Source organism: Variovorax sp. MSC1_012 (assembly GCF_023667525.1).
Taxonomy (GTDB): Bacteria; Pseudomonadota; Gammaproteobacteria; order Burkholderiales; family Burkholderiaceae_C; genus Variovorax; species Variovorax beijingensis_B.
The window spans coordinates 2,641,218-2,666,622 of the sequence record NZ_CM174443.1; the positions used below are offsets into that span (position 1 = coordinate 2,641,218).

The following is a 25,405-nucleotide window of genomic DNA, read 5'->3' on the forward strand; positions in this document are numbered from 1 at the left end:
TCATCCTCTGCGGCCGAGCAGGCCATGCGGGCGCAGCAGCAGCACGGCCCCCATCGCCACATAGATCATCAGGCTCGCGCCCGGCGGCCAGATGGTGCTCATCAGGCTCTGCACGATGCCGATCAAGAGGCCGCCGACCAGCGCGCCGCCGAAGCTGCCGAGCCCGCCGATCACCACCACCACGAAAGCGACGCTGAGCGCCTCCACGCCCATGAAAGGCTCCGCCCCGCGGATCGGCGCGGCCAGCACGCCGGCCAGTGCCGCGGTGGCCGCACCCAGCGCGAACACCAGGCTGAACACGCGGAACACATTGATGCCGAGCAGCGACACCATCTCGGTCGACTCGCTGCCCGCACGCACCGCGCTGCCCAGGCGCGTGCCTTCGAGCACCCACCACAGCAGCACCGCGAGCACGGCGGTGAAGCCGATCACGAACAACCGGTACTTGGGATAGATGAAGCTGCCCCACATCACCACGCCCTGCAGCAGGTCCGGCGTCGCCACGCTGTTGCCGAGAGGCCCCCAGAACACGATGACGATCTCCTGCACCGCAAGCGCAAGCCCCACGGTCACGAGGATGTGGAACTCGTGCGCCTTGGCGTAGACGCGGCGCAGCAGCAGCTTCTCGGCCAGCCAGCCGAGCGCACCCACGAACAAGGGCACCAGCACCAGCGCGGCCCAGAAGTCGAGCCCCCACTGCATGGCCTGGAAGCACAGGTAGGCGCCCAGCAGGTAGAAGGCCCCGTGCGCGAAATTCACGAAGCGCAGCAGGCCGAACACGATGGACAAGCCAACGGCCAGCAGGAAATACAGCATGCCGATGCCGATTCCGTTGATGGTCTGGAGCAGGTAGACGGTCATAGGGGTGAGTAGTGGTGGCGCGGCTCTCCTCCCTTCCAGGAACACCGCGGAACCGGCTTTGCCGGGCCGCAGGTGTTGCCCCCTGCAAGGGGGTTGGAGGCCACACGCAGTGGGCAAGCCTGGGGGTTAGCCCAATTTGCAGCCGGTCTTGTCTACTGCAAGGAAGGACTTGCCCGAACTCACCACGTCCACATAGTCGGCCGGGTTCTTCATCTTCGACTTGGCCTTGCCCTTGAGCAGGTAGTAGTCCTTGATGACCTGATGGTCGGCCTTGCGGATTTCTTCCGTGCCCGTGAGCCCCTCGTACTTCATGCCTTCGAGCGCCGCGATGACGGCCTTCTGGTCCACCGTGCCCGCCTTCACGATGCCGTCGATCAGGATCTTGGTGCAGACATACGAGCCCGCGAGGCTGTAGTTGGGCACGATCTTGAGCTTGTCGGCCGTGAGCTTCACCAGGTCCTTGTTGAGGCTGGTGTCGGCCGTGTGCCAGTACTGCGCGCCGAAGTAGACGCCATCGCACAGGTCGGCGCCCAGCTCGTCGAACTGCTCCAGGCCCGAAGCCCAGGCCATGAGGATCGTCATGTTCTTGTGCATGCCGAAGCTCACCGCCTGGCGCAGTGCGGCCGACGACTGCGCGCCGAAGTTCAAGAGCAGCAGCACGTCGGGCTTGGCCGCCATGGCGTTGGTGAGATAGCCGCTGAACTCCTTCTCGTTGAGCGAGTGGTAGCTGTTGCCCACGTGCTCGATGCCCTTCTCCTGGAAGATGTTCTTCGCCGCGCCCAGCAGGCCTTCGCCGAACACGTACTGCGGCGTGATCGTGTACCAGCGCTTTGCCTTCGGCATGGTGGCGATCAGCGGGCGCACCGTCTGCTCGATGGCGCCGAAGGTGGGCACCGACCAGCGGAAGGTGGCGGGGTTGCAGTCCTTGCCCGTGATCTCGTCGGCACCCGCGGTGGTGATGAAGATGCCGCCGGCCTTCTCGGCCTCCTTGCCCATGGCCAGCGCTTCCGACGACAGGATGCCGCCCGCGAAGAACTTCGCGCCCTGCTGCTGCGAGGCTTCCTGCACCTTGCGCACCGCGGTGGCCGGCTTGCCTTCGGTGTCGAGCACCGTGTAGACCAGCGGGCGCTTGAGCACGCTGCCGTACTGCTCGATGGCCAGCTTCATGCCCAGGTCGGCGAACTTGCCGTTGGCCGCGAAGGCGCCCGACATCGGCACCGGGCAGCCGAAGCGGATCGCATCGGCCGATTGGGCGAAGGCCGTGCGGCCGGCCAGCAGGGAGGCGGGAGCGGCCGACAGGGCGGCGAGCTGAAGAAGGTGTCTGCGTTGCATGGAATTCTCCGGACGTGGGTGGGAGGTAAGAGAAGGCGCTGCCTGAAGTCGGCACCGAATTTAAGCGGATAAATATGATTAATATGCTGGTAAAAACCCGCTAGCAATGCCCGTGCCAAAATCCGGGAAGGCCCGGGCCCGATACCTGCTCCAGCGCCCTCACATCACCCGAAACGACCCTCTACGCATGAAACCGACGCAGGACGCCATGACCTTCGGGCACACCCGCGCCAAGCGGCAGAAGCTCTCCGACGTCATCGTCGAGGACGTCAAGCGCTGGATCGTTGCCGAGCGCAAGCAGCCCGGCGACCGGCTGCCGAACGAGAAGGAATTGATCGAGCTCTTCGGCTATTCGAAGAGCACGGTGCGCGAGGCGCTGAAGGCGCTGGAGGTGCGCGGGCTGGTCTCGATCCGTACGGGCCCCGGCGGCGGCGCCTACCTGCAGCAGGTGTCGGTCGACCATGCGTCGGAGCCGCTGCGCAACTTTTTGCACTTCCACCACCTGGACGGGCACCACATCTACCAGCTGCGCAAGGTGCTGGAGCCCGAGCTGGCCGTGAGCGTGGTGGGCAAGCTGACGCCCGAACATTTCGAGCGGCTCGAAGCCAACGTGCGCCTTTGCACGCTGGAGCCCACCAACGAGGACGAGCTGCGCACGCAGCGGGAGGCCGAGCTCGCGTTTCACACGATGCTGGCCGAGGCCTGCCCCAATCCGGTGCTGTCCTTCATGTGCCGCTTCCTGAACGACCTGCTGCGCGACCTCGTGGTCTACAAGAAGGCGCTGGACCATCACCACTTCGGCGAGGCCAACGTCGACTATCACACGCAGTTGCTGGCGGCCTATCGGCGGGAGGATGCGGACGAGGTGCGACGGCTGATGGCCGAGCACATGGTCGATGCCGAGGCGCACATGCACGAGATGGAGGCGCACATCGGGGCGAAGCATCTGCTGCTGCCCAGTGGGCAGCGCTGACCGGCTGGGTTGAGAGCAGGCCGCTTGTCTTGTCCCCTCTCCCCCTGGGGAGAGGGTTAGGGTGAGGGCCGCGGGCCTTCGCAACCGCACGCCCCTTGCCATCGCCGAAGCCCTCACCCCAGCCCTCTCCCGCAAGCGGGCGAGGGAGCAAGTCCGAGGTCGTAGACGGGCTTTAATTGTGTGCCTTCTCCAGGCATTCCTGAAACGCCAGCACCGCCCGCGAAGGCTTGGGCGAACGCCGCAGCAGACTCACGAACCGGCATGCGTAGCTGAAGCGCGCCGGCAGCACAGGCTTCATCAGCCCGCGGTGCTCGAACACCTGCGCATAGTGGTCGGGCAGGAAACCGAGAAAACGCCCCGAAAGAATCAGCGTCGCAATCGCCTCCTGGTCGAAGCCCGTGGCCTTGCGCGAGAGCTTGGCACGGTGACTGAGTTCCATGTTGGGCGAGTGGTAGCCCAGGCCCGCGAAGTGATGCTCCCGCAGCTTGGCCCAGGTGAGCTTTGCGTTGTTGCTCTCGAAGAGCGGGTGTCCGTTGCCGCAGTACAGCAGCATCGTCTCGTCGAACAGGTCGGCGTACACCAGGCTCTTCGAGGCGCGGTGCGCCGGGATGATGCCGATCTGGAAATTGCCTTCCAGCACGCCCTGCTCTATGGCGTTGATCGAGCCTACATGCACCGCCAGGTTCACCTCCGGCGCAAGTTCGGTGAAGCGCGCGATGGCGTCGCCGATGCGCGCCTTCGGATTGGTGGCCGTCTTGTCGAACAGCGCCACGTCGAGCTGACCGCCCATGCGGTTGTGGATGTCGTCGATGCTGCCGCGAAAGGCATCGACCGAGGCCAGCAGGCGCAGCGTCTCGTCGTACACGCGCTGGCCCTCGGCCGTGAGCGCGAAGCCTGCGCGGCCGCGCCGGCACAGCACCAGGCCGAGCCTCGTTTCCAGGTCTTTCACATGCCGGCTCACGGTGGAGGTGCCGATGTTCAGCTCCAGCTCGGCCGCCGCCATGCCGCCGCAGTCGACCACGCTCTTGAACACCTTGAGCAGGCGCAGGTCCATGTCGCTGAGCTGCCCCAGGACGGCGCGATTCCGGGCACTGTTTTGGGCTTTCGCCTTTACTTGCATAAAGTGTCAAGTGAACATTGATATTGCGCCATTCTCCACACTGAAGGCTCTGCCAACAATCGGCACACCTCATCACCCTTTCCGGAGCCCGCTTGCGCGGGAAGCGCCATGACCCTTGCAACGCCCGCCATCGAACCGACGCCCGCCCTGCGCACCGACGCCGCCTGGCTCGACGCGCACTGGATGCCCTACACCGGCAACCGCAACTTCAAGGCCGATCCGCGCATGATCGTGGAGGCCAGGGGCGCCTACTTCACCGATGGCGACGGCCGCAAGATCTTCGACGGCCTCTCGGGCCTGTGGTGCTCGGGGCTCGGCCACGGCCGCCCCGAGATCACCGAGGCAGTGAGCCGCCAGATCGCCAAGCTCGACTACTCGCCCGCCTTCCAGTTCGGCCATCCGCTCTCGTTCGAGCTGGCCAACAGGATCAAGGAGCTCACGCCCGCGGGCCTGGACTACGTGTTCTTCACCGGCTCTGGTTCGGAAGCCGCCGACACCTCGCTGAAGATGGCGCGCGCCTACTGGCGCACCAAGGGCCTCGCCAGCAAGACGCGCCTGATCGGCCGCGAGAAGGGCTACCACGGCGTCAACTTCGGCGGCATCTCGGTGGGCGGCATCGCGGCCAACCGCAAGCTCTTCGGCCAGGCCGTGGAAGCGGACCACCTGCCGCACACGCAGATTGCGGCCAACGCCTTCACGCGCGGCATGTCCGAGAACGGCGCCGAACTGGCCGACCGCCTGCTCGACCTGATCGCGCTGCACGACGCCTCGAACATTGCGGCCGTGATCGTGGAACCCTTCGCGGGTTCGGCCGGCGTGGTGATTCCGCCCAAGGGCTACCTGAAGCGCCTGCGCGACATCTGCACGGCCAACAACATCCTGCTGATCTTCGACGAGGTCATCACCGGCTTCGGCCGCTGCGGCGCGCTCACGGGCTCGGAAGCCTTCGGCGTGACGCCCGACATCATGAACATCGCCAAGCAGGTGACCAACGGCGCGCAGCCGCTGGGCGCGGTGATTGCCAGCAAGGAGATCTACGACACCTTCATGGCGGCAGGCGGGCCCGACTACATGCTCGAATTCCCGCACGGCTACACCTACGGCGCGCATCCGGTGGCCTGCGCGGCCGGCATCGCGGCGCTCGACGTGCTGCAGAAGGAGGACATGATCGGCCGCGTGCAGGCGCTCGCACCGCACTTCGAGAACGCGGTGCACAGCCTCAAGGGCAGCAAGCACGTGACGGACATCCGCAACTACGGCCTGGCCGCGGGCATCACGATCGCCGCCCTGCCCGGCGAGCCGGCGCGCCGCCCGTACGAGATCGCGATGAACTGCTGGAAGAAGGGCTTCTACGTGCGCTACGGCGGCGACACGATCCAGCTCGCGCCGCCCTTCATCGCCGAGAAGGCGGAGATCGACCGCCTCGTCAACGCCCTGGCAGACGCGCTGGCCGAAACAGCCTGACGCACGGCAGGCAGGCAATGGACGGCTCTGCATAATGAGCCGGCCTCCATTTTCCTGCCAGCCCCCGTGCAACAGATCGACCTTTCCTACGCGATCCGGCCCCGCCGCAGCGGATCGCGGCAGATCCGCAATCCGCTGATGCAGATCCTGCAGGCGGTGCGCGAGCACGGCTCCATCTCGGCCGCGTCGCGCGCGCTCGACCTGTCCTACCGCCACGTGTGGGGCGAGCTCAAGCACTGGGAGCAGGCGCTCGGCCATCCGCTGGTGCAGGGCGAGCAGGGCCAGCGCGCGCAGCTTTCCGAATTCGGCGACAAGCTGCTGTGGGCCGAGCGCCAGGCCCAGGCGCGGCTGGCGCCGCAGATCGAGGCGCTGCATGCCGAACTGGAGCGCGCCTTCGCCCTCGCCTTCGACGACCGCACCCATGTGCTGAGCCTGCAGGCGAGCCACGACGATGCGCTCGCGCTGCTGCGCACGCATGCGGCGGGCACTGCGCAGCTGCACCTGGACATTCACTTCACCGGCAGCGTCGATGCGATCCGCGCGCTCAACCAGGGCCGCTGCGTGATGGCGGGCTTCCACACGCTGGAGCATCCGCCGCGCGGCTCGCTGGCGCAGCGCACCTACCAGCCGCTGCTCAAGCCGGGGCAGCACAAGCTCATCGGATTCGCGCGGCGCAGGCAGGGCCTGCTCGTGGCGCCGGGCAATCCGCTCAGCCTGCGCTCGCTGGCCGACGCCGCGCGGCTGCGTGCGCGCTACGTCAACCGGGCCATCGGCACCGGCACGCGCCTGCTGCTGGACGAGTTGCTGGCGCAGGCCGGACTCGACGCCACCGTGCTCGCGGGCTACGAGCGCTGCGAAACCTCGCATGCCGCGGTGGCGCATGCCGTGGCGTCCGGGCAGGCCGATGCGGGACTCGGGCTCGAATCGGCCGCGCACGCCGAAGGGCTCGACTTCGTGCCGCTGGTGCGGGAGCGCTATCACCTGGCCTGCCTCAAGTCGGCGCTCGACCAGCCCGCCATGCAGGCTCTGGTGGCGGTGCTGCGCAGCGCAAGCTGGCAGCACCTGCTGGGAACACTGCCCGGCTACGAAGCCGCGGACAGCGGCGAGGTGCAGTCGCTGCGCGCGCTGCTGCCCTGGTGGACCTTCGCGCACGAGAAGAAGGCACACCACGGGGCTTGAAGAGGCGGTCCGGGCACATGGGTTAAGGTTGTGCCCATGACAGCTGCGGTGCACAGCGACATTCCCGCCCGTCTCGATCGCCTGCCCTGGTCGCGTTGGCATTGGCGCGTGGTGATCGCGCTCGGCGTGGCCTGGGTGCTCGACGGGCTCGAGGTGACGCTGGTCGGCTCGATCGGCGCCGTGCTCGAGCGGCCCGACACGCTGGGGCTCAGCGCCGGCGAGATCGGCTGGTCGGGCTCGATCTACATCGCGGGCGCGGTCATTGGCGCCCTGCTCTTCGGCCGCCTGACCGACCGGCTCGGGCGCAAGAAGCTGTTCCTGGTCACGCTGGTGGTCTACACCCTGGGCACGCTGGCCACTGCGTTCTCGCCGAACTTCGCCTTCTTTGCGCTGTGCCGCTTCATCACGGGCCTGGGCATCGGCGGCGAATACGCGGCCATCAACTCGGCCATCGACGAGCTCATTCCGGCGCGGGTGCGCGGCCGCGTCAACCTCGCGATCAACGGCAGCTTCTGGATCGGCGCGGCGCTGGGGGCCGGGCTCAGCCTGGTGCTGCTCGATCCGCGGGTGATCGGCCCGGTGTGGGGCTGGCGCGTGGGTTTCGCGCTGGGCGCAGTGCTGGCGGTGGCCATCCTGCTGGTGCGGCGCGACGTGCCCGAAAGTCCGCGCTGGCTGATGTCGCGTGGCCGCGCCGACGAGGCGCTGCGCATCGTCGAGACCATCGAGGCCGAGGTTCGCGCACAGCACGGCCCGCTCGCGCTGGCGGAAGGCCGCGTAGCGTATGCCGGCGGGCACCACCGCAGCCCGTCGATGCGCGAGGTGGCCCACGTGCTGCTGCGCCGCTACCGCGAACGCAGCGTGGTCGCGGTGGCGCTGATGGTCTCGCAGGCCTTCTTCTACAACGCGATCTTCTTCACCTATGCGCTGGTGCTCACGCGCTTCTACGGCGTGGCCGAGGACAACGTGGCGCTCTACATCTTTCCGTTCGCGCTCGGCAATGTGCTCGGGCCGCTGCTGCTGGGCCCGCTGTTCGACAGCGTGGGGCGGCGCAAGATGATTGCGCTGACCTACGTGCTCGCGGGTGTCGGGCTCGCGCTCACCGGCTGGGCCTTCATGATGGGCTGGCTCGACGCGCGCAGCCAGGCGCTGTGCTGGTCGGCGGTGTTCTTCCTGGCCTCGGCCGCGGCGAGTTCGGCCTACCTCACGGTCAGCGAAGTGTTCCCGCTCGAGATGCGGGCGATGGCCATCGCGATCTTCTACGCCATCGGCATGGGCGCGGGCGGCTTCGTGGCGCCGGTGCTGTTCGGCGTGCTGATCGAAACCGGCAGCCGCGGCGCGGTGATGGTGGGCTACGCGATCGGCGCCACGCTGGTCATCGTCGCGGGGCTGCTGGCGCTGCGCTATGCGGCCGATGCGGAGTGCAAGCCGCTGGAGGAAGTGGCGCCGCCGCTGTCGTCGGACATCGGGAGCACCGGCATCGGAGACTAGGCAAGGTCAAAGTGCACAGGTCCTGAAACCGAAGAATCCATCGTCGCGGCCGGGCAATGCAAAGCTCCGGCGGCGCGGCGAACGCAAGCGCGAGCGGGTCGCGAACGAAGCGCCGCGCAGCACGCGCGCCTCGCCGAATGCGGGCACGGGATCGAACTCGCTGCCCGCGCTCCAGGGATCGGCGCGAAAGCCCGGCCAGGGCCGCAGCGTGCCCGCGGTCCACTCGTGCACGTCGGCCCAGCGGAATCCGCGCCGCGCCGCCGTGTGCGCCGCAATCTCCCATTCGACCTCGGTCGCGATGCGCCGGCCGGCCCAGCGCGCCCAGGCGTCGGCCTCCCACCAGCTCAGGTGCACTGCGCTGTGGTGGCCGGCCGCGCGCACGGTGGCACCAAAACGGTGCTGCAGCACCGAGCCGCCGGTGCCATTGCGCGCAAGCCCGATCTGTTCGACGTGGCGTGGCCCGCGCCGCCCTTCGATCTGCGAGGCCAGCCAGCGCCAGCCCTGGGGATGCCAGAACTCCTCGCGGTCGTAGCCGCCCTCGTCGACGAATTCGATGTACTGGCTCCACGTCACGGGCTGGGCGTCGATCTCGAACTCGGGCACCTCGACGCGGTGCGCGCCCTGCTCCTGCGCAAAGGCGAATCCGCAACCCTCTGGCAGGCCGAGCTCCCATTGCGTGGCCGGCAGCAGCAGCGGCTCGCGCGTGACGGCCGCGGGCATCGGCTCGATGCCTAAAGGCAGCCCCAGTGTCTGCGCCATCACGATGAACTGCTCGCCGCGCAGGTCTTCATGGAAAAGCGCAAGGCGGTAGAAGTACAGGCCCGGGTCGGTCTCGGCCGCATGCTCGAGCAGTTCGAGCGTGCTCTCCAGCGTTTCGAGCAGGTAGGCCTTGGTCTGGGCCAGGTCCGGCAGGCCGGGCGACCAGCGCTGCGCGGGAGACAACTGGGCCGGGTTCCACCAGTCGTCGGCAGCGGGCTCGATGGCGGCCAGGCGGGTCGGCCGCACCGGGCAATCGGCGCCGAAGGCACGCTGGGTGTTGCGCCCGATCCACCATTCGGCGAACCAGCCGATGTGCCCGGCCAGCCAGACCGGCGGCACCACGCCCGCATCGCCCCTGCGTTCCACCGCGAGCGCGGGCGAGCCCAGCGCCTCTTCGTAGAGCGAGAGCAGATGAAGCGTGTGGTTGCGCGCATCGATCAGGGCCAGCGAGAGCAGTTCGCGGCCGGCGCGCTGCATGTCGGGCGAGTCGATGGAGTGCGGCAAGCCCGCGGGCAACAGGGGCGGCGACGACGGCGGCATGTTTCATTATCGCGAGCCGCCGCACCGTCGCGGCGCATTGCGCCCGCACCTACGGGAATACACCGCCCGGCCTGGTCCGAAAACGGCTTCCCGCGCCGATAAAATCGCGCGTCCGCCGAAAGCCCCCGGACCGCCGCTCGCTGGCGGAATCCGGCCCGCTTTTGCATCCAAGCATCCATTTCCTCTCTGGAGAAGAGCATGAATTTCCTGCTCAGATTTTCGCGCGCGGTCGATTGGCTCAATGGCCAGATCGGCAAGTACGTGATCTGGCTCATCCTTGCGTCCACCGTGATCAGCGGCGTCAATGCCGTGGTTCGAAAGGCCTTCAACATCAGCTCCAATGCCTTTCTCGAGGTCCAGTGGTACCTGTTCGCTGCGTCCTTCCTGATTGCCGCGGGCTACACCCTCCTGAACCAGGAGCACGTGAAGGTGGACGTGATCCTGAGCCGCCTCTCCAAGCGAAGCCAGATCTGGGTCGACATCATCGGCTTCAGCTTCTTTCTCACGCCGGTCTGCCTGGCCATCCTCTGGTACGGCATTCCGTTCTTCCTGCAGGGCTACCGCTCGGGCGAAATGTCGAACAACGCCGGCGGCCTGCTGCGCTGGCCCATCTACGCCATGATCCCGCTGGGTTTCTCGCTGCTGATGCTCCAGGGATGGTCCGAACTCATCAAGCGCATCGCCTTCCTGCAGGGCCGCATCGACGACCCCACGCAGAAGCGTGAAGAAAAGTCCGCCGAAGAAGAACTGGCCGAGTCGATCCGCCGGCTCGCCGAATCCAACGTCAAAGGCTGAGCGGTAGCACCCATGGAATTCATTACGCAAAACTTCGCCCCGATCATGTTCGCGGGGCTGATCGTCTTCCTGCTGGTCGGCTTTCCGGTGGCATTCAGCCTCGGTGCCTGCGGCCTGTTCTTCGGCTTCGTCGGCGTGGAGCTCGGCCTGTTGCCCGAAGCCCTGTTGCAGGCGCTCCCGCTGCGGGTGTTCGGCATCATGCAGAACGACACGCTGCTGGCCATTCCGTTCTTCACGCTCATGGGACTGATCCTCGAGCGAAGCGGCATGGCGGAAGACCTGCTCGACTCGATCGGCCAGCTCTTCGGCCCGGTGCGCGGCGGCCTCGCGCTCGCGGTGATCTTCGTGGGCGCGCTGCTCGCGGCCACCACCGGCGTGGTGGCGGCCTCGGTCATCTCGATGGGCCTGATCTCGCTGCCGATCATGATGCGCTACGGCTATGACCGGCGCCTCGCGTCGGGGGTGATCGCGGCATCGGGCACGCTGGCGCAGATCATTCCACCTTCGCTGGTGCTGATCATCATGGCCGACCAGCTCGGCCGCAGTGTCGGCGACATGTACAAGGGCGCATTCGTGCCGGGCTTCCTGCTGACCGCCATGTATGCGGGCTACGTGATCCTGTTGGCCATCTTCAAGCCCAAGTGGGTACCGGCCCTGCCGATCGAGGCACGCACCTTCCGCGAGCCGAGCGGCAGCAGCGGCCTGCCGTCGCTGCTGGTGCTGACCATCGTCTCCACGGCCGCCGCGGTGTTCTTCGCCGAGCACATCGCCGACGTCCACACCTGGTGGACCGGTACGCCGGTCACCAGCGTGGCAACCGACGAGACCATCGTGGTGTCGATGTGCGTCGGCGTGCTGCTGGCCTTCCTGATCGCGGTGGCCAACCGGCTGCTGCGGCTGCGCCTGCTGTCGCGCATTGCCGAGCGCGTGACCTTCGTGCTGATTCCCCCGCTGCTGCTGATCTTCCTGGTGCTCGGCACGATCTTTCTCGGCGTGGCAACCCCTACCGAGGGCGGCGCCATGGGTGCGCTCGGCGCCTTCGTCATGGCGATGGTGCGCGGGCGCCTCAGCATGGCGCTGCTCAAGCAGGCGCTCAACACCACCACCAAGCTGTCCTGCTTCGTGGTGTTCATCCTGATCGGCTCGACCATCTTCAGCCTGGTGTTCCAGGGCGTGGACGGACCGCGCTGGGTCGAGCACCTGCTGACCGGCATGCCCGGCGGCCAGCTCGGTTTCCTGATCTTGGTGAACGTGCTGATCTTCTTCCTGGCGTTCTTCCTCGACTTCTTCGAGCTGTCGTTCATCGTGGTGCCGCTCTTGGCGCCGGTGGCCGACAAGCTGGGCATCGACCTGATCTGGTTCGGCGTGCTGCTGGCGGTAAACATGCAGACTTCGTTCATGCATCCGCCGTTCGGCTTTGCGCTGTTCTACCTGCGCAGCGTGGCGCCGACCAAGGCCTACAAGGACCGTGTCACGGGCAAGATGATCGAGCCTGTCACCACGATGCAGATCTATTGGGGGGCCGTGCCGTTCCTGCTGATCCAGCTCACGATGGTCGGCCTGATCATCGCGTTCCCGGGCATCGTGTCGAGCGGGCTGGACGAGAAGGAGGTCTATGACCTCGACAAGGTCATGCGCGAGATGGAAGCCAACATGCCCGGCACCACGCCCGAGGTGCCGGCTCCCGAGGTGCCCGCGCCCGATGCGGGTGGCGCACCGGCGCCCGCGCCGGAAACCGGAGCTTCGGCGCCGGCGGCCCCTGCGGCCGAGGACGACCCGATGAAGGCCATGCTGGAATCGATGGAGCGGGACAAGAAATAGCCCATCCCTTGGCTCCAGGCCCGCGCACCGCGCGGGCCGCAGACGAAAAAAAGCCCGCGCGATGCGGGCTTTTCTTTTGCCGGGCCGAAGCCCGCGGATCAGAGCTTCTGCTTGGCCATGAAGCTGTCGAAGGCCGATTCGGCGAAGCGGAACCACAACACCTGGTCGCGCTGGAAGGTGCGCAGGTCGGCGTAGATCTTCTTCCACTCGGGGCTCTTGGCGTCGTTCTCCGCAAACACTTCCATCGAGGCCTTGAAGGAGGCGTCGAGCACGGCCTGCGAGAACGGCAGCACCTTGGTCTTGGACGCCACCAGCTGCTTCAGCGCGGTGGGGTTCAGCGCGTCGTACTTGGCGAGCATGTCGGACGAAGCGACGGCGGCAGCCGCTTCCACGATGGCCTTGTTCTCGGCCGAAAGGCCGTCGAACGCCTTCTGGTTGATGAAGAAGTCCACTTCCGGACCGCCTTCCCACCAGCCGGGGTAGTAGTAGAACGGAGCCACCTTGTTGAAGCCGAGCTTCTGGTCGTCATAGGGGCCGACCCATTCGGCGGCATCCAGCGTGCCCTTTTCGAGCGACTGGTAGATCTCGCCGCCGGGGATGCTCTGCGGCACCGCGCCCAGCTTGGTCATGACGTCGCCGATGAGGCCGCCGCCCAGGCGCATCTTCATGCCCTTGAAATCGGCCGGCGACTTGATTTCCTTGCGGTACCAGCCGCCCATCTGGCAGCCCGTGTTGCCGCCGGCAAAGCTCAGCATGTTGTACTTGGCGTAGAACTCGTTCATGAGCTTGCGACCATTGCCATGCATCATCCACGCGTTCATCTGGCGCGAGTTCAGGCCGAACGGAATGGCCGAGCCCAGCGCGAACGCGGGGTTCTTGCCGTAGAAGTAGTAAGGCACGGTGTGGCACATCTCGACCGAGCCGTTCTGCACGCCGTCCACCACGCCGAAGGGGGGCATCAGCTCACCGCCGGCATGAACCGAGATTTCGAACTTGCCGCCCGACATGGCCTTGACCGCCTTGGCGAAGACTTCCGCGCCGCCATAGATGGTGTCGAGCGACTTGGGAAAGCTCGATGCCAGGCGCCAGCGGACGGCCGCCTGCGCATGAACTGCGGGCGCAATGCCGGCGGCCAGAACGCCAGCGATGCCGGCGTTTTTGATGAGGGAACGACGATCCATTGAATTCACTCCGAGTGCATTGGAAAAAACGAAACGCGGCTTGTGGCCGCGTCGAGGACTTTGATAAGTCTTGCTTATTGTAAAAACGCGCTTACACGCGTCCGGCGGGGGTTTACCCTGCGGCAGCGCCGAAGCGCTGCGTGATCGAGGCGGCAATGCCGGCCGCATCGAGCCCGATCGAGGCGAGCAATTTGCCCGGATCGCCATGCTCGATGAAGCGGTCCGGCAGGCCCAGCTGCAACACCGGCCTTTGCACATTGGCCGCCTGCAGTGCCTCGAGCACCGCGCTGCCCGCACCGCCCATGACGGCGCCCTCTTCGAGCGTGACGATGGCGTCGTGCGTGCCCGCCACCTTCAGCAGCAGCTCGACGTCCAGCGGCTTGGCCCAGCGCATGTTGACCACCGTGGCATCGAGCGATTCGGCCGCCGTGAGCGCCGGGTACAGCAGGGTGCCGAAGGCGAGGATGGCGATGCGCCTGCCCTCCCTGCGCACTTCGCCCTTGCCGAACGGCAGCGCGTCGAGCGCGAGATGCGGCACCACGCCGGCACCGGCCCCGCGCGGATAGCGCACGGCCACCGGGTGGTTCTGCTCGTAGGCGCTCGACAGCAGCTGGCGGCACTCGCGCTCGTCGGCCGGGCAGGCAATGCTCATGTTGGGAATGCAGCGCAGGAACGGGATGTCGTAGGCGCCCGCGTGTGTGGCGCCGTCGGCACCCACGAGGCCGGCGCGGTCGAGCGCGAACACCACCGGCAGGTTCTGGATCGCGACGTCGTGGATCAGCTGGTCGTAGGCGCGCTGCAAAAAGGTCGAGTAGATCGCCACCACCGGCTTCAGGCCCTCGCAGGCCAGGCCCGCCGCAAAGGTGACGGCATGCTGCTCGGCAATGCCGACGTCGTAGTAGCGGCCGGGAAAGCGCTGCTCGAACTCGACCAGCCCCGAGCCTTCACGCATGGCCGGCGTGATGCCCACCAGCCGGCCGTCGTGCGCGGCCATGTCGCAGAGCCACTGGCCGAAGACCTGCGTGAAGGTCTGCTTGGCCACCGCGGTGGGCTTGACCAGCCCCACCTGCGGATCGAACTTGCCGGGCCCGTGGTAGGCCACCGGGTCGGCCTCGGCCAGCTTGTAGCCCTGCCCCTTCTTGGTGACCACGTGCAGGAACTGCGGGCCGTCCAGGTGCTTGAGGTTCTCGAGCGTGGGCACCAGCGAATCGAGGTCGTGGCCGTCGATGGGGCCGACGTAGTTGAAGCCGAACTGCTCGAACAGCGTGGCCGGAACCACCATGCCCTTGGCATGCTGCTCGAAGCGCTTGGCCAGCTCGAACAGCGGCGGCGCGGCGCGCAGCACGCTCTTGCCGACGTTCTTGGCCGCGGCGTAGAAGTTGCCGCTCATGAGCTGCGCGAGGTAGCGGTTGAGCGCGCCCACGGGCGGGCTGATCGACATGTCGTTGTCGTTCAGGATCACCAGCAGCTTGCAGTCGCACACGCCGGCGTTGTTGAGCGCCTCGAAGGCCATGCCGGCCGTGAGCGCGCCGTCGCCGATGATGGCCACGGAATGGCGGTCCTCGCCCTTCTGCTTGGCTGCCATGGCCATGCCGAGCGCGGCCGAGATGCTGGTCGACGAATGCGCCGTGCCGAAGGTGTCGTATTCGCTCTCGCTGCGCTGCGGGAAGCCCGAGATGCCGCCGATCTGCCGCAGCGTGGGCATGCGCTCGCGCCGGCCCGTGAGGATCTTGTGCGGATAGGTCTGGTGGCCCACGTCCCACACCAGGCGGTCGTGCGGCGTGTTGAACACATGGTGCAGTGCGACCGTGAGCTCGACCGTGCCGAGGTTCGAGCTCAGGTGGCCGCCGGTGCGCGAGACGTTGTCGAGCACGCAGGCGCGCACCTCGGCCGCCAACTGCCTGAGCTGGGCGCGGTCGAACTGGCGGATCGGCGATGGATCGTGAAGCGTGGGAAGCAGCGCAGCCATGGGATCGTCGTGGGTCTTCTTGTCCATCTGTGAGTTGTTCATCGGTCGCGGTCGACGACCATGTGGGCCAGCGCGCGCAAGGCCGCGGTGTCGGCCAGGCCGCTGCGGTCCAGCGCCGAGAGCGATTCGGCCAGCAGCTGCCTTGCCTGCGCACGCGCACCGTCCAGGCCCCACAGCGAAACATAGGTGGGCTTGTCGGCGGCCGCATCCTTGCCGGCCGTCTTGCCGAGAGTCTGCGAATCGGCCGTGACATCGAGGATGTCGTCGACCACCTGAAATGCCAGGCCGATGGCGGCGCCATAGTCGCGCAGGGCAGAGAGCGCTGCGGGCGCCACGGCGCCGGCGCAGGCCGCGCCCATCTCGACGCTGCCCTGCAGCAGCGCACCGGTCTTCAGGCGGTGCATTTCACGCAGCTGCGCTTCGTTCAGCGCCAGGCCTACGCTGGCCAGGTCGATGGCCTGGCCGCCCGCCATGCCCTGGCTGCCCGCGGCGCGTGCGAGCAGCCGGCACAGCGTGGCCTGGATCGACGCGGGAATCTCGTCGCCGTCGGGCGTGAGCAGCTCGAAGGCCAGGGCCTGCAGCGCGTCGCCGGCCAGCAGCGCGTCGGCTTCGCCGAACTTCACGTGCACGGTGGGCTTGCCACGCCGCAGCACGTCGTTGTCCATGCTCGGCAGGTCGTCGTGCACCAGCGAGTAGGCGTGGATCAGCTCGGTGGCGCAGGCTGCGCGCAGCGCCGCGGCCTCATTGCCGCCGACCGCTTCGCTCGCCGCCAGCACCAGCAGCGGCCGCAGCCGCTTGCCGCCGTCGAGCACGGCATAGCGCATGGCATCGCCGAGCAGCACCGGCGCATCGACGCCGACCCAGCGCGACAGCGCCGCCTCGACGCGCGCCAGGTGCGGGTCGCTCCAGCTGGCCAGGCGCGCGGCGTCCCAGTCGACCACCTTGACCGCGCTCATTCGAGCCCCCACGCTCGTCACTGCGTGTACTTCGCTGCCCCCCCAGGGGGCGCTCGCGCCTTCGGGCGGCCGTGCGGCGCTCATTCGGCGGTCCAGGGCTTGAGACTGCCCGCGTCGAGCACCTTGATCTGGTCTTCGACCGCCTGGAGCTTTTCGCGGCAGAAGGCGAGCAGCGCCGCGCCGCGCTGGTAGCTGCCGAGCAGCTGGTCGAGCGGCAATTGGCCCGACTCGAGTTCTGCAACCAATTGTTCCAACTCCTGGAGCCCGGCTTCGTAGCTGGCCGGCAACGGCCCCGTGTCGGGCGTGGCGGCCGGGCTGGACGTGGCGGAAGAAGGGACCTTGGGCATGCGAGCGAACGAGTGTGAAACCGCGCATTTTAGGACGGGGAAGCAAACGGCCGCCGGCATGCGGCGCGCCACGGGCACTGCGCTGCCCCCTTGGGTACAATCCTGGCTTCCCATGCCGGCCAACCCGGCTCAACTCTTCGGGCCGTCGCCCTCCAGACGGCGCCTTCCGTCTTTTCTTTTTTCTCCCTGTGGGGAGCTTGGTCAGGTCCTCCATGTCTGATTTAAGTCTTCAACTGCAGCAGGCCACGAGCCAACTTCCAGTTTCCGCGTACTTCGACGAGTCGCTCTACGCGCGCGAGATGCAAACGCTGTTCGCCCAGGGCCCGCGCTATGTGGGCCACCGGCTGGCCGTGCCCGAGCCCGGCAACTTCCACACCCTGCCGCAGGAGCACCAGGGCCGCGCGCTGGTGCACACGCCCAAGGGCGTGGAACTCATCTCCAACGTGTGCCGCCACCGCCAGGCGCTCATTCTTCAGGGCCGCGGCCAGCTCGACAGCCAGGCCGGCGGCAACATCGTGTGCCCGCTGCACCGCTGGACCTATGCGGCAAGCGACGCGCGCACCACGGGCACGCTGATCGGCGCGCCGCACTTCCAGCAGGACCCCTGCCTCAACCTGCACAACTATCCGCTCACCGAGTGGAACGGCCTGCTGTTCGAGCGCGGCCCCGATGGCACAGGGCGCGACGTGGCAGCCGACATGGCCGAACTCGGCCCGCGTGCCGACCTCGACTTCACGGGCTATGCGCTCGACCGCGTCGAGCTGCACGAGTGCAACTACAACTGGAAGACCTTCATCGAGGTCTACCTGGAGGACTACCACGTCGGCCCGTTCCACCCGGGCCTGGGCAGCTTCGTCACCTGCGACGACCTGCGCTGGGAGTTCAACCGCAACTTCTCGGTGCAGACCGTGGGCGTGGCCAACCGGCTGGGCCGCGCGGGCAGCCCCATCTACCAGAAGTGGCAGGAGCAGCTCCTCAAGTACCGCGAAGGCAAGCCGCCCAAGTACGGCGCCATCTGGCTCACCTACTATCCGCACGTCATGATCGAGTGGTATCCGCATGTGCTCACGGTGTCGACGCTGCATCCGGTGAGCCCCACCAAGACGCTCAACATGGTGGAGTTCTTCTACCCAGAGGAAATCGTGGCCTTCGAGCGCGAGTTCGTCGAGGCCCAGCAGGCCGCCTACATGGAAACTTGCGTGGAGGACGACGAGATCGCCGAGCGCATGGACGCCGGCCGCCGCGCGCTCATGCTGCGCGGCGACGACGAGAGCGGCCCCTACCAGAGCCCGATGGAAGACGGCATGCAGCAGTTCCACGAGTGGTACCGCAGCGCGATGCAGAACAACGCCTGAGCCGAAGAACACAGTGCAAGCGCTCTGGATGGTGCTCGGCGCCTTTTTGTTCGCCACCATGAGCGTGGTCGTGAAGATCGCCTCGGCCTGGTTCAACAGCGGTGAGATGGTGCTCGGGCGCGGCCTGATCGGCATCGTGTTCGTATGGCTGCTGGCGCGCAACCGCGGCGTCTCCATGGCCACCCGCTACCCCGGCATGCACGCTTGGCGCAGCACCATCGGCGTGGTGTCGCTGGGCGCGTGGTTCTATGCCATTGCCCACATGCCGCTGGCCACGGCCGTCACGCTCAACTACATGAGCAGCGTGTGGATCGCGGCCTTCCTGGTCGGCGGCGCGCTGCTGGCCTGGGTGCCGGTGCCCGGGCGCGACGGGCGCATCGAGCGGCCGCCGCTGCAGGGCACGCTCGCGCTGACCGTGCTCGCAGGCTTTGTCGGCGTGGTGCTGATGCTCAAGCCCACGGTCAGCGGCAGCGACGGCTTCGCGGGAATGCTGGGCCTGCTGTCGGGCCTCACGGCCGCCTTCGCCTACATGCAGGTGGTGGCGCTGTCGCGCATCGGCGAACCCGAGCTGCGCACGGTGTTCTATTTCGCGGTGGGCTCCGCCGTGGCGGGCGCCTTTGCCACGGCGGCCACGGGGTTTTCGGGCGGAAATTCCTGGACGTGGCAGCATGCGCTGTGGCTGCTGCCGATCGGCCTGCTGGCGGCCCTCGGGCAGCTCTGCATGACGCGCGCCTATGCCACGGCCAAGACGCAGGCCGGCACGCTCGTGGTGGCCAACCTGCAGTACTCCGGCATCATCTTTGCGGCGTTCTATGGTGTGGTGCTGTTCGACGACCGCATCGACGCCGCCGGCTGGGCCGGCATGGCGCTCATCATCGTGAGCGGCATCGCGGCCACCGTGCTGCGACAGCGCGCAGTGCCCAAGGCACCGGCCGAAGAACACTGATCCGCATCGAAGCTCATCGACAACGAAGGAACTCCGCCATGTACACCACCCTCCTCAGCGTCGAACAACTCCAGCAGCTGCAGGCTGGCGACGCGCCCCTGATGGTCTTCGACTGCAGCTTCGATCTCATGAAGCCCGAAGCCGGTGCGCAGCAATATGCCGCCGCGCACATCCCGGGCGCCCTGTATGCGAACCTCGACACCGACCTGAGCGCGAAGCACGGCGTGCCGGGCGCCCAGGGCGACGTGGTGGTCGCGCAGGAAGACGGCGTGCCGGCCTCGGGCGGGCGCCATCCGCTGCCGAGCCGCGAGAAGTTCGCGGCATGGCTGTCGAGCATCGGCTTTTCCAACGACATGCAGGCCGTGGTGTATGACCGCAACGGCGCCAACTACTGCGGCCGGCTCTGGTGGATGCTCAAGTGGATGGGCCACGACGCGGTGGCCGTGCTCGACGGCGGCCTGCAGGCCTGGCAGGCCGCGGGCGGCGAAGTCACGAACCGCGAGGAGCCCGCGCGCTTCCAGTCGAACTTCGTGACGGGCGAGCCGCTGGTGGAACTCGTGACCACCGACGCCGTGGTGCGCCGGCTCGGCCAGCCTGACCAGAACCTGATCGACGCACGTGCCGCCGCACGCTATCGCGGAGAGGTGGAACCTCTGGACCCGATTGCGGGTCACATCCCCGGGGCTGTGAACCGGCCCTTCGCCGAGAACCTCGGCCCCGACGGCAAGTTCAAGCCGGCATCGCAATTGCGTGCCGAGTTCGAGGCGCTGCTCGCGGGACGCGACCCGGCGACGGTCGTCCACCATTGCGGCAGCGGCGTGAGCGCTGTGCCCAACCTGCTCGCGATGCAGATCGCGGGCCTTGGGACGACAGCGCTCTATGCCGGCAGCTGGAGCGAATGGAGCAACACGCCGGGGCTGCCGACCCGGCAAGGCGCAGAACCATGAAACAGATCCGACTTCGACGCATTTCATCCGGCTTCGCATTGGCCGCGGCACTGTTCGCAGCCCCCTTTCTTTCAGCGCAGGCGCAGCAGCAGCATGCGCACGTGCATGGCCAGCTCAAGCTCGACGTGGCGATCGACGGGCCCACGGTCGTGATCGAGATGGAGTCCCCGCTCGACAACATCGTCGGCTTCGAGCGCGCGCCCAAGACCGCTGCCGAGAAGAAGACCGCCGAAGACGCCATCGCCCAGCTGCGCGCGGCCGACAAGCTCTTTGCCATCGACCCGGCCGCCAACTGCAAGCTCGGCCCGGTCGAGCTGCGCTCCAGCGCACTGGGCCTCGGCAACCCCGACCCCAGCGAGCCTGCGGGCCATGCAGACCTCGACGCCACCTTTTCGTTCAACTGCACCAATGCGGCCGCGGCAAAGTTCATCGACGTGAGTCTTTTCTCCGCCTTCAAGGGCACGCGCCAAATCGATTCGCAGATTGCATCCGCCCAAGGCCAGTTCAAGCGCCAGCTCAAGCGCCCGGCCGGCGCGCAAGCCGCCCAGCCCGTTCGCCTGAACCTGGGCAAGTGACACTGTGAGCACCGTCCCCCAGGGCGAGGCCGCGCCGCCACTGCGCGTGGTGCTCGCCGCCGAAGGGCTGCGCTTCTCGTGGCCCGGTATGCCAAGGCCTTGCATCGACATCGAGGCCTTGCGCATCACCGCGGGCGAGGCGGTCTTCCTGCACGGGCCGAGCGGCTGCGGCAAGAGCACGCTGCTGTCGCTGCTGGCCGGTGTGCTGGTGGCGGACGAAGGCCGTGTCACGCTGCTGGGGCACGACTGGTCGCAGCTCTCGGGCGCCGCACGCGACCGCTGCCGCGTTGCGCATGTCGGCTACATCTTCCAGCAGTTCAACCTGCTGCCGTATTTGAGCGTGCTCGACAACGTGCTGCTGCCCTGCCGCTTCTCGCAGCGGCGCGAGTCCCAGGCCGCGCGCGGCGGCAGCGCGCGAGAAGAGGCCGAGCACCTGCTCGAGCAGATGGGGCTCGACCGCAACCTGTGGAAGCGGCAGGCGATGCAGCTCTCCGTGGGCCAGCAGCAGCGCGTGGCCGCGGCGCGCGCACTCATCGGCCAGCCCGAGGTGGTCATTGCCGACGAGCCCACTTCCGCGCTCGACGAAGACCGGCGCGAAGCATTTCTCGACGTGCTGCTGACGGCCTGCGCCGTGAACAACAGCGCGCTCGTGTTCGTGAGCCACGACCAGCGCATTGCGCAGCGCTTTGCGCGGCATGTGCTGCTGCCCGAGATCAACCGCGCGGCGCCGGCGGCCATGGCGGCGGATACCTGAAATGAAGGCGCTCTTTTCCATCGCCTGGCGCAGCGCGTGGAACCGGCGCTTCACGCTGGCGCTCACGGTGTTCTCGATCGCGCTGTCGACCTTCCTCCTGCTCGGCGTGGAACGCATCCGCACCGAGCTGCGCCAGAACTTCGCGTCGTCCGTGTCGGGCACCGATCTGATCGTGGGTGCGCGCACCGGCTCCACGCAGTTGCTGCTGTACTCGGTGTTCCGCATCGGCGCGGCCACCAACAACATTTCGTGGAAGAGCGTGCAGGCCCTGGCCGCGCACACCGGCGTCGACTGGGTGGTGCCGCTTTCGCTCGGTGACTCGCACCGCGGCTTCGCGGTGCTCGCCACTTCGCCCGAGTACTTCACGCGCTTTCGCTACGGCAACCGGCAGTCGCTCGCGCTGCGCGAAGGCAAGCCCTTCAGCGCGCTGTTCGATGCGGTGGTGGGCGCCGAAGTGGCCGACAAGCTCGGCTACCACGTCGGCCAGAAGATCACGCTGGCCCACGGCAGCGGCGAACTCAACGCATCCGAGCATGCCGACAAGCCCTTCACCGTGGTCGGCGTGCTCGCGCGCACCGGCACGCCGGTCGACCGCACGGTGCACATCGGCCTCGAAGCAATGGAGGCCATCCACCTCGAATGGGTGGGCGGCGCGCCGATGCCGGGCGTGAAGATCCCGGCCGAGCAGGTGCGCAAGTTCGACCTCACGCCCAAGAACGTGACGGCCGCGCTCGTGGGCCTGCAAAACCGCTCCGCCGTGTTCGGCGTGCAGCGCTGGATCTCCACCTACACCGGCGAACCGCTGATGGCCATCCTGCCGGGCGTGGCGCTCGACGAGCTGTGGAGCGTGATCGGCATCGGCGAGAACGCCCTGCTGCTGATGTCGGCGCTGGTGGCACTGGTGAGCCTCGCGGGCCTGGTCTCCGTGGTGATGGCGGGGCTGAACGAAAGGCGGCGCGAGCTGGCCGTGCTGCGTGCCGTGGGCGCCGGCCTGCGCCACGTGCTGGCGCTGCTCGCGCTCGAGGGCGCCATGGTCACCGTGCTGGGCGTGGCCTTCGGCGTGCTGATGGCGGTGCTCGGCATCGCCCTGCTCGCGCCATGGCTGCAGGCGCAGTTCGGGCTGACATTGAGCCTTTCGCCACCTACACTGAACGAATGGCTGCTGATGGCGAGCCTGCTGGTGGCGGGCTGGCTGGCGAGCCTCTTGCCCGGCATCCGGGCCTACCGGCTCTCTTTGGCCGACGGCCTCTCACCCAGGATTTGAACCATGCGCATCGCAAAGAGGACCTTCACGATCAACGCTTTCATGCGGCTTTCGATGCTGCTGGCCGGTGCCGGCCTTGCCGCCGCCACATGGGCCGCCGACCCGGCGCCCAAGGACACCACCGCATCGAACCCGCTCGGCGGCAAAGCCGCACCGCCTGCCGCCGCGGCCAAGGCCCCGCCTGGCCAGCCGCGCCAGATCACCTGGGAAGAACTCGTGCCCAAGGACTGGGACCCGGCCAAGGAATTCAAGGGCATCGACCTGAGTGCGCTCAACGACGGCGACCCGCGCGCCAACGAGCTGCTCATGAAGATGCAGGAAGTGTCGAACAACGCGCCGACCAATCCGGCCATGAACGGCGCGGACATCAAGATCCCGGGCTTCATCGTGCCGCTCGAGGAAGCCAAGGGCGAAGTGACCGAGTTCCTGCTCGTGCCCTACTTCGGCGCCTGCATCCACACGCCGCCGCCGCCGGCCAACCAGATCCTGCACGTGGTCACGCCCAAGGGTGCCAAGTTCCGCGCCATGGACACCGTGTGGGTCACCGGCAAGCTGCAGACCCTGCGCAACGATTCGATGATGGGCGTGAGCGGCTACCACGTGAACGCGACGAGCGTCACCAAGTACACGGGCGGCGCCAAGTAGCACGGCCCGGCGCTTGTGGTTCTGCGCCGACAGCGCAGGCGGCGCAACACCGACACAGACCGTTGCATCGACGATGCAGGCTGGCGTCGTCGCTACAGGTGGCGCGCCGTTGAAGAGTTTCGAAGGCGTGACTTCAGCGCCCATAGGAACTCCAGATGACAACATCACTGCACCGCACGCCGGTCGCGCGGCTCCTGACGATCTCGCTGTGCATCGGCGCGCTCGGCATCGCCGGCTGCAACAAGACCGACAGCACGCCTTCGGCCCCGGCACCTGCGCCCGCGCCTCCAGCGGCCGCCGCTCCGGCCGCTCCGGCGCCAGCGGCCTACACGCCGCCCTCGGCCGAGCAGCTCTACCAGCTGGTCGCCCCCATCGCGCTGTATCCAGACAAGCTGGTGGCGCAGGTGCTGGCCGGCGCCACCTATCCCGACCAGGTCACCGCCGCACACGGCTGGCTGGCGCAGAACGCGCCGCTCAAGGGCGGCCCGCTCGCCGACGCGGCCAACCAGCAGCCCTGGGATCCGAGCGTGAAGTCGCTCACCGCATTCCGCCCGGTGCTCGACCAGATGGCCGGCAACATCGCGTGGACCGAGGCACTCGGCCAGGCCTACTACAACGATCCGGCCGATGTGATGAACGCGATCCAGGTCATGCGCCAGCGCGCCTCGGCGGCGGGGCGGCTCAAGAACAACGACAAGCTGCGCGTCACCAGCGCCGCCCCATCGCGCAACTACGCGCCGGCGCCGGACGTGCAGCCCATCTATGCGGGCCCTGCCGTGGTCGAGCCGCCACCGCAGTTCATCACCATCGAGCCCGCGCGGCCCGACGTGGTCTACGTGCCGAGCTACGACCCGCAGCGCATCTACGGCGAACCGGTGCCCGTGTACCCCGGCTATGCATACACCCCGCCCGTCGAGGTTGCGCCCGGCTACAGCCGCGGCCAGGTCGCGGCAGCCGGCGCATTCACTTTCGGGCTCGGCGTGGTCGTGGGCGCCGCACTCGAACGGCACGACTGGGGCTGGCGTTCGTGGGACGTGAACTGGGGCGCGCCGCGTTATCGGGATCGCGACCGCGCGGTGCAGCCGGCCTATGCGCGGCCCGCGGTGGTCTACAACAACAGCACCTACATCTCGCGCTCGACCACCGTGGTCAACAACGTGCGCAACGTCTACAACAACAACGCGCCGCGCGGCCTGCCGCCTGGCGCTCCCGCGCCCAGTTTCGCGGGCGGGCCGGGTCTGCCCCCGCCACAGAACGCCCAGTTCGCGCAACAACAGCAACAACAACAGCAACAACAACAGCAACGGGAGCAACGGGAGCAGCAGGCACGGCAGCAGCAGGCCTTCATGCGCCAGCAGCAGGAGCAGCAGCAAGCCGCACAACAAGCACAGCAGTTGCAGGCCCGCCAGCGCGAGCAGGAACGGCAGGCACGCCTTCAGCAGCAACAGCAGCAAGACCGGTTGCAGCGCCAGCAAGCGCAGCAGGCCCAGCAACAGACGCGGCAGCAGGCACGACAGCAGGAGCGGCTGGCGCGGCAGCAGGCGCACAACGCGCCCCCGCAAGCGCCGCAGGCCTTGCTTCAACAACAGCAACAGCAGGACCAGGCGCGGCGACAGCAGGCGGCCCAGCAGCAACAGGCACGCGCCGCCAGCCAGGCTCAACAGCAGCAGCAGGCCATGCAGGAGCGCCAGCAACAAAGGCAATCGGCGCAGCAGGAGCAATCACGGCGCCAGCAGATGCAGCAGCAGCAGGCCCAGCAACAGGCCCGCGTGCTCCAGCAGCAGCAGGCTCAACAGCAACAGGTGCAGCGGCAGCAGGGGCAGCAACAGGCCCGACAACAGCAGCATCAAGAGCAATTGCAGCGGCAGCAGCAACAGGCGCAAGCGGCGCGCCAGCAACAACAGCAACAACAGCAACAACAGCAACAACAACAACAACAGCAGCAGCAACAACAACGGCAGCAGGCGATGCAACAACAGCAGCAACGCCAACAGCAACAGGCGCAGCAGGCACAGCAAATCCGCCAACAGCAGCAACAGGCCCAGCAGCACGCAGCAGCAGCAGCGGCCCATCGCCGCCCGCCCGGCCGCCCCGGCGAACCTCCCAAGGAGCAGCCCTGAGGGCGGCCGCCGCG

At 67.6% G+C, this 25,405-nt stretch carries 22 protein-coding genes; 14 read left to right on the forward strand and 8 right to left on the reverse strand.

Annotated features, from left to right (window positions below; all coding sequences use genetic code 11):
• The gene (locus L1081_RS12560) at positions 1-861 is read right to left on the reverse strand and encodes a branched-chain amino acid ABC transporter permease (RefSeq protein WP_012746725.1); all 861 of its coding nucleotides are present in this window, start codon (positions 859-861) and stop codon (positions 1-3) included.
• Positions 862-987: 126 nt separating this feature from the next.
• Positions 988-2,193 carry an ABC transporter substrate-binding protein gene (locus L1081_RS12565; protein ID WP_489416691.1) on the reverse strand — a complete coding sequence of 402 codons (1,206 nt, stop codon included), beginning with the start codon at positions 2,191-2,193 and terminating at the stop codon, positions 988-990.
• 187 nt (positions 2,194-2,380) lie between these two features.
• On the opposite strand from L1081_RS12565, the gene L1081_RS12570 reads away from it, so the two are divergent.
• Entirely contained in the window at positions 2,381-3,166 is a 786-nt protein-coding gene (locus L1081_RS12570; RefSeq protein WP_489416692.1) for an FCD domain-containing protein, read from the forward strand.
• A 172-nt stretch (positions 3,167-3,338) separates the two neighbouring features.
• On the opposite strand, the gene L1081_RS12575 is transcribed toward L1081_RS12570, so the two are convergent.
• Positions 3,339-4,286: a LysR substrate-binding domain-containing protein gene (locus tag L1081_RS12575; protein WP_489416693.1), complete on the reverse strand. Its 948-nt coding sequence runs from the start codon at positions 4,284-4,286 to the stop codon at positions 3,339-3,341.
• 108 nt (positions 4,287-4,394) lie between these two features.
• Between L1081_RS12575 and aptA the strand changes: the two genes are divergently transcribed.
• The 3 genes from aptA (at position 4,395) to L1081_RS12590 (ending at position 8,417) form a co-directional block, all read left to right on the forward strand.
• Positions 4,395-5,750, forward strand: coding sequence for an omega-aminotransferase AptA (gene aptA / locus L1081_RS12580; protein ID WP_489416694.1), 1,356 nt, complete (start codon positions 4,395-4,397; stop codon positions 5,748-5,750).
• 66 nt (positions 5,751-5,816) lie between these two features.
• On the forward strand, positions 5,817-6,929 hold the full coding sequence (locus L1081_RS12585; protein WP_489416695.1) for a substrate-binding domain-containing protein: 1,113 nt from the start codon (positions 5,817-5,819) through the stop codon (positions 6,927-6,929).
• Between the two features lie 36 nt (positions 6,930-6,965).
• Entirely contained in the window at positions 6,966-8,417 is a 1,452-nt protein-coding gene (locus L1081_RS12590) for an MFS transporter (RefSeq protein WP_489416696.1), read from the forward strand.
• A 6-nt stretch (positions 8,418-8,423) separates the two neighbouring features.
• On the opposite strand, the gene L1081_RS12595 is transcribed toward L1081_RS12590, so the two are convergent.
• Entirely contained in the window at positions 8,424-9,716 is a 1,293-nt protein-coding gene (locus L1081_RS12595; protein ID WP_489416697.1) for an SUMF1/EgtB/PvdO family nonheme iron enzyme, read from the reverse strand.
• A gap of 198 nt (positions 9,717-9,914) precedes the next feature.
• On the opposite strand from L1081_RS12595, the gene L1081_RS12600 reads away from it, so the two are divergent.
• A complete protein-coding gene (locus L1081_RS12600; RefSeq protein WP_489416698.1) occupies positions 9,915-10,511 on the forward strand; it encodes a TRAP transporter small permease subunit in 597 nt (198 codons plus the stop codon).
• A 12-nt stretch (positions 10,512-10,523) separates the two neighbouring features.
• Positions 10,524-12,332 (forward strand): TRAP transporter large permease subunit, encoded by a 1,809-nt coding sequence (locus L1081_RS12605; RefSeq protein WP_489416699.1) that lies wholly within the window; start codon positions 10,524-10,526, stop codon positions 12,330-12,332.
• 98 nt (positions 12,333-12,430) lie between these two features.
• Here the strand turns inward: L1081_RS12605 and L1081_RS12610 are convergent, their stop codons facing one another.
• The 4 genes from L1081_RS12610 to L1081_RS12625 all read right to left on the reverse strand — a co-directional run bounded on the left by L1081_RS12610 (position 12,431) and on the right by L1081_RS12625 (position 16,785).
• On the reverse strand, positions 12,431-13,513 hold the full coding sequence (locus tag L1081_RS12610; protein ID WP_489416700.1) for a TRAP transporter substrate-binding protein DctP: 1,083 nt from the start codon (positions 13,511-13,513) through the stop codon (positions 12,431-12,433).
• A 112-nt stretch (positions 13,514-13,625) separates the two neighbouring features.
• Positions 13,626-15,482: a 1-deoxy-D-xylulose-5-phosphate synthase gene (gene dxs, locus L1081_RS12615; RefSeq protein WP_489416775.1), complete on the reverse strand. Its 1,857-nt coding sequence runs from the start codon at positions 15,480-15,482 to the stop codon at positions 13,626-13,628.
• A 38-nt stretch (positions 15,483-15,520) separates the two neighbouring features.
• A complete protein-coding gene (locus L1081_RS12620) occupies positions 15,521-16,438 on the reverse strand; it encodes a farnesyl diphosphate synthase (RefSeq protein WP_489416776.1) in 918 nt (305 codons plus the stop codon).
• 80 nt (positions 16,439-16,518) lie between these two features.
• A complete protein-coding gene (locus L1081_RS12625) occupies positions 16,519-16,785 on the reverse strand; it encodes an exodeoxyribonuclease VII small subunit (protein ID WP_012746712.1) in 267 nt (88 codons plus the stop codon).
• 212 nt (positions 16,786-16,997) lie between these two features.
• On the opposite strand from L1081_RS12625, the gene put2H reads away from it, so the two are divergent.
• The 8 genes from put2H to L1081_RS12665 all read left to right on the forward strand — a co-directional run bounded on the left by put2H (position 16,998) and on the right by L1081_RS12665 (position 25,391).
• The gene (put2H, locus tag L1081_RS12630; RefSeq protein ID WP_489416701.1) at positions 16,998-18,140 is read left to right on the forward strand and encodes a putrescine 2-hydroxylase Put2H; all 1,143 of its coding nucleotides are present in this window, start codon (positions 16,998-17,000) and stop codon (positions 18,138-18,140) included.
• A 28-nt stretch (positions 18,141-18,168) separates the two neighbouring features.
• Positions 18,169-19,086 carry a DMT family transporter gene (locus tag L1081_RS12635; RefSeq protein ID WP_489416777.1) on the forward strand — a complete coding sequence of 306 codons (918 nt, stop codon included), beginning with the start codon at positions 18,169-18,171 and terminating at the stop codon, positions 19,084-19,086.
• Between the two features lie 38 nt (positions 19,087-19,124).
• On the forward strand, positions 19,125-20,033 hold the full coding sequence (locus tag L1081_RS12640) for a rhodanese-like domain-containing protein (protein WP_489416702.1): 909 nt from the start codon (positions 19,125-19,127) through the stop codon (positions 20,031-20,033).
• On the forward strand, positions 20,030-20,608 hold the full coding sequence (locus tag L1081_RS12645; protein ID WP_489416703.1) for a ZrgA family zinc uptake protein: 579 nt from the start codon (positions 20,030-20,032) through the stop codon (positions 20,606-20,608). The genes L1081_RS12640 and L1081_RS12645 overlap by 4 nt, the downstream gene beginning before the upstream one ends.
• Positions 20,609-20,612: 4 nt before the next feature.
• Complete coding sequence (locus L1081_RS12650) at positions 20,613-21,362, forward strand: ATP-binding cassette domain-containing protein (RefSeq protein ID WP_489416704.1); 750 nt, start codon at positions 20,613-20,615, stop codon at positions 21,360-21,362.
• 1 nt (position 21,363) lies between these two features.
• On the forward strand, positions 21,364-22,626 hold the full coding sequence (locus L1081_RS12655) for an FtsX-like permease family protein (RefSeq protein ID WP_489416705.1): 1,263 nt from the start codon (positions 21,364-21,366) through the stop codon (positions 22,624-22,626).
• 3 nt (positions 22,627-22,629) lie between these two features.
• Complete coding sequence (locus L1081_RS12660) at positions 22,630-23,271, forward strand: DUF3299 domain-containing protein (RefSeq protein ID WP_489416706.1); 642 nt, start codon at positions 22,630-22,632, stop codon at positions 23,269-23,271.
• Positions 23,272-23,426: 155 nt separating this feature from the next.
• On the forward strand, positions 23,427-25,391 hold the full coding sequence (locus L1081_RS12665) for a DUF3300 domain-containing protein (RefSeq protein ID WP_489416707.1): 1,965 nt from the start codon (positions 23,427-23,429) through the stop codon (positions 25,389-25,391).
• The last annotated feature ends 14 nt before the right edge of the window (positions 25,392-25,405 follow it).

Coding starts and splice junctions, on each gene's coding strand:
- L1081_RS12640 (WP_489416702.1), top strand. CDS start 19,125: ATGTACACCACCCTCCTCAGCGTCGAACAACTCCAGCAGCTGCAGGCT.
- L1081_RS12560 (WP_012746725.1), bottom strand. CDS start 861: ATGACCGTCTACCTGCTCCAGACCATCAACGGAATCGGCATCGGCATG.
- L1081_RS12635 (WP_489416777.1), top strand. CDS start 18,169: ATGGTGCTCGGCGCCTTTTTGTTCGCCACCATGAGCGTGGTCGTGAAG.
- L1081_RS12570 (WP_489416692.1), top strand. CDS start 2,381: ATGAAACCGACGCAGGACGCCATGACCTTCGGGCACACCCGCGCCAAG.
- L1081_RS12595 (WP_489416697.1), bottom strand. CDS start 9,716: ATGCCGCCGTCGTCGCCGCCCCTGTTGCCCGCGGGCTTGCCGCACTCC.
- L1081_RS12620 (WP_489416776.1), bottom strand. CDS start 16,438: ATGAGCGCGGTCAAGGTGGTCGACTGGGACGCCGCGCGCCTGGCCAGC.
- L1081_RS12600 (WP_489416698.1), top strand. CDS start 9,915: ATGAATTTCCTGCTCAGATTTTCGCGCGCGGTCGATTGGCTCAATGGC.
- L1081_RS12575 (WP_489416693.1), bottom strand. CDS start 4,286: ATGCAAGTAAAGGCGAAAGCCCAAAACAGTGCCCGGAATCGCGCCGTC.
- aptA (WP_489416694.1), top strand. CDS start 4,395: ATGACCCTTGCAACGCCCGCCATCGAACCGACGCCCGCCCTGCGCACC.
- L1081_RS12565 (WP_489416691.1), bottom strand. CDS start 2,193: ATGCAACGCAGACACCTTCTTCAGCTCGCCGCCCTGTCGGCCGCTCCC.
- put2H (WP_489416701.1), top strand. CDS start 16,998: ATGTCTGATTTAAGTCTTCAACTGCAGCAGGCCACGAGCCAACTTCCA.
- L1081_RS12665 (WP_489416707.1), top strand. CDS start 23,427: ATGACAACATCACTGCACCGCACGCCGGTCGCGCGGCTCCTGACGATC.
- L1081_RS12660 (WP_489416706.1), top strand. CDS start 22,630: ATGCGCATCGCAAAGAGGACCTTCACGATCAACGCTTTCATGCGGCTT.
- dxs (WP_489416775.1), bottom strand. CDS start 15,482: ATGGCTGCGCTGCTTCCCACGCTTCACGATCCATCGCCGATCCGCCAG.
- L1081_RS12590 (WP_489416696.1), top strand. CDS start 6,966: ATGACAGCTGCGGTGCACAGCGACATTCCCGCCCGTCTCGATCGCCTG.
- L1081_RS12605 (WP_489416699.1), top strand. CDS start 10,524: ATGGAATTCATTACGCAAAACTTCGCCCCGATCATGTTCGCGGGGCTG.
- L1081_RS12625 (WP_012746712.1), bottom strand. CDS start 16,785: ATGCCCAAGGTCCCTTCTTCCGCCACGTCCAGCCCGGCCGCCACGCCC.
- L1081_RS12645 (WP_489416703.1), top strand. CDS start 20,030: ATGAAACAGATCCGACTTCGACGCATTTCATCCGGCTTCGCATTGGCC.
- L1081_RS12655 (WP_489416705.1), top strand. CDS start 21,364: ATGAAGGCGCTCTTTTCCATCGCCTGGCGCAGCGCGTGGAACCGGCGC.
- L1081_RS12610 (WP_489416700.1), bottom strand. CDS start 13,513: ATGGATCGTCGTTCCCTCATCAAAAACGCCGGCATCGCTGGCGTTCTG.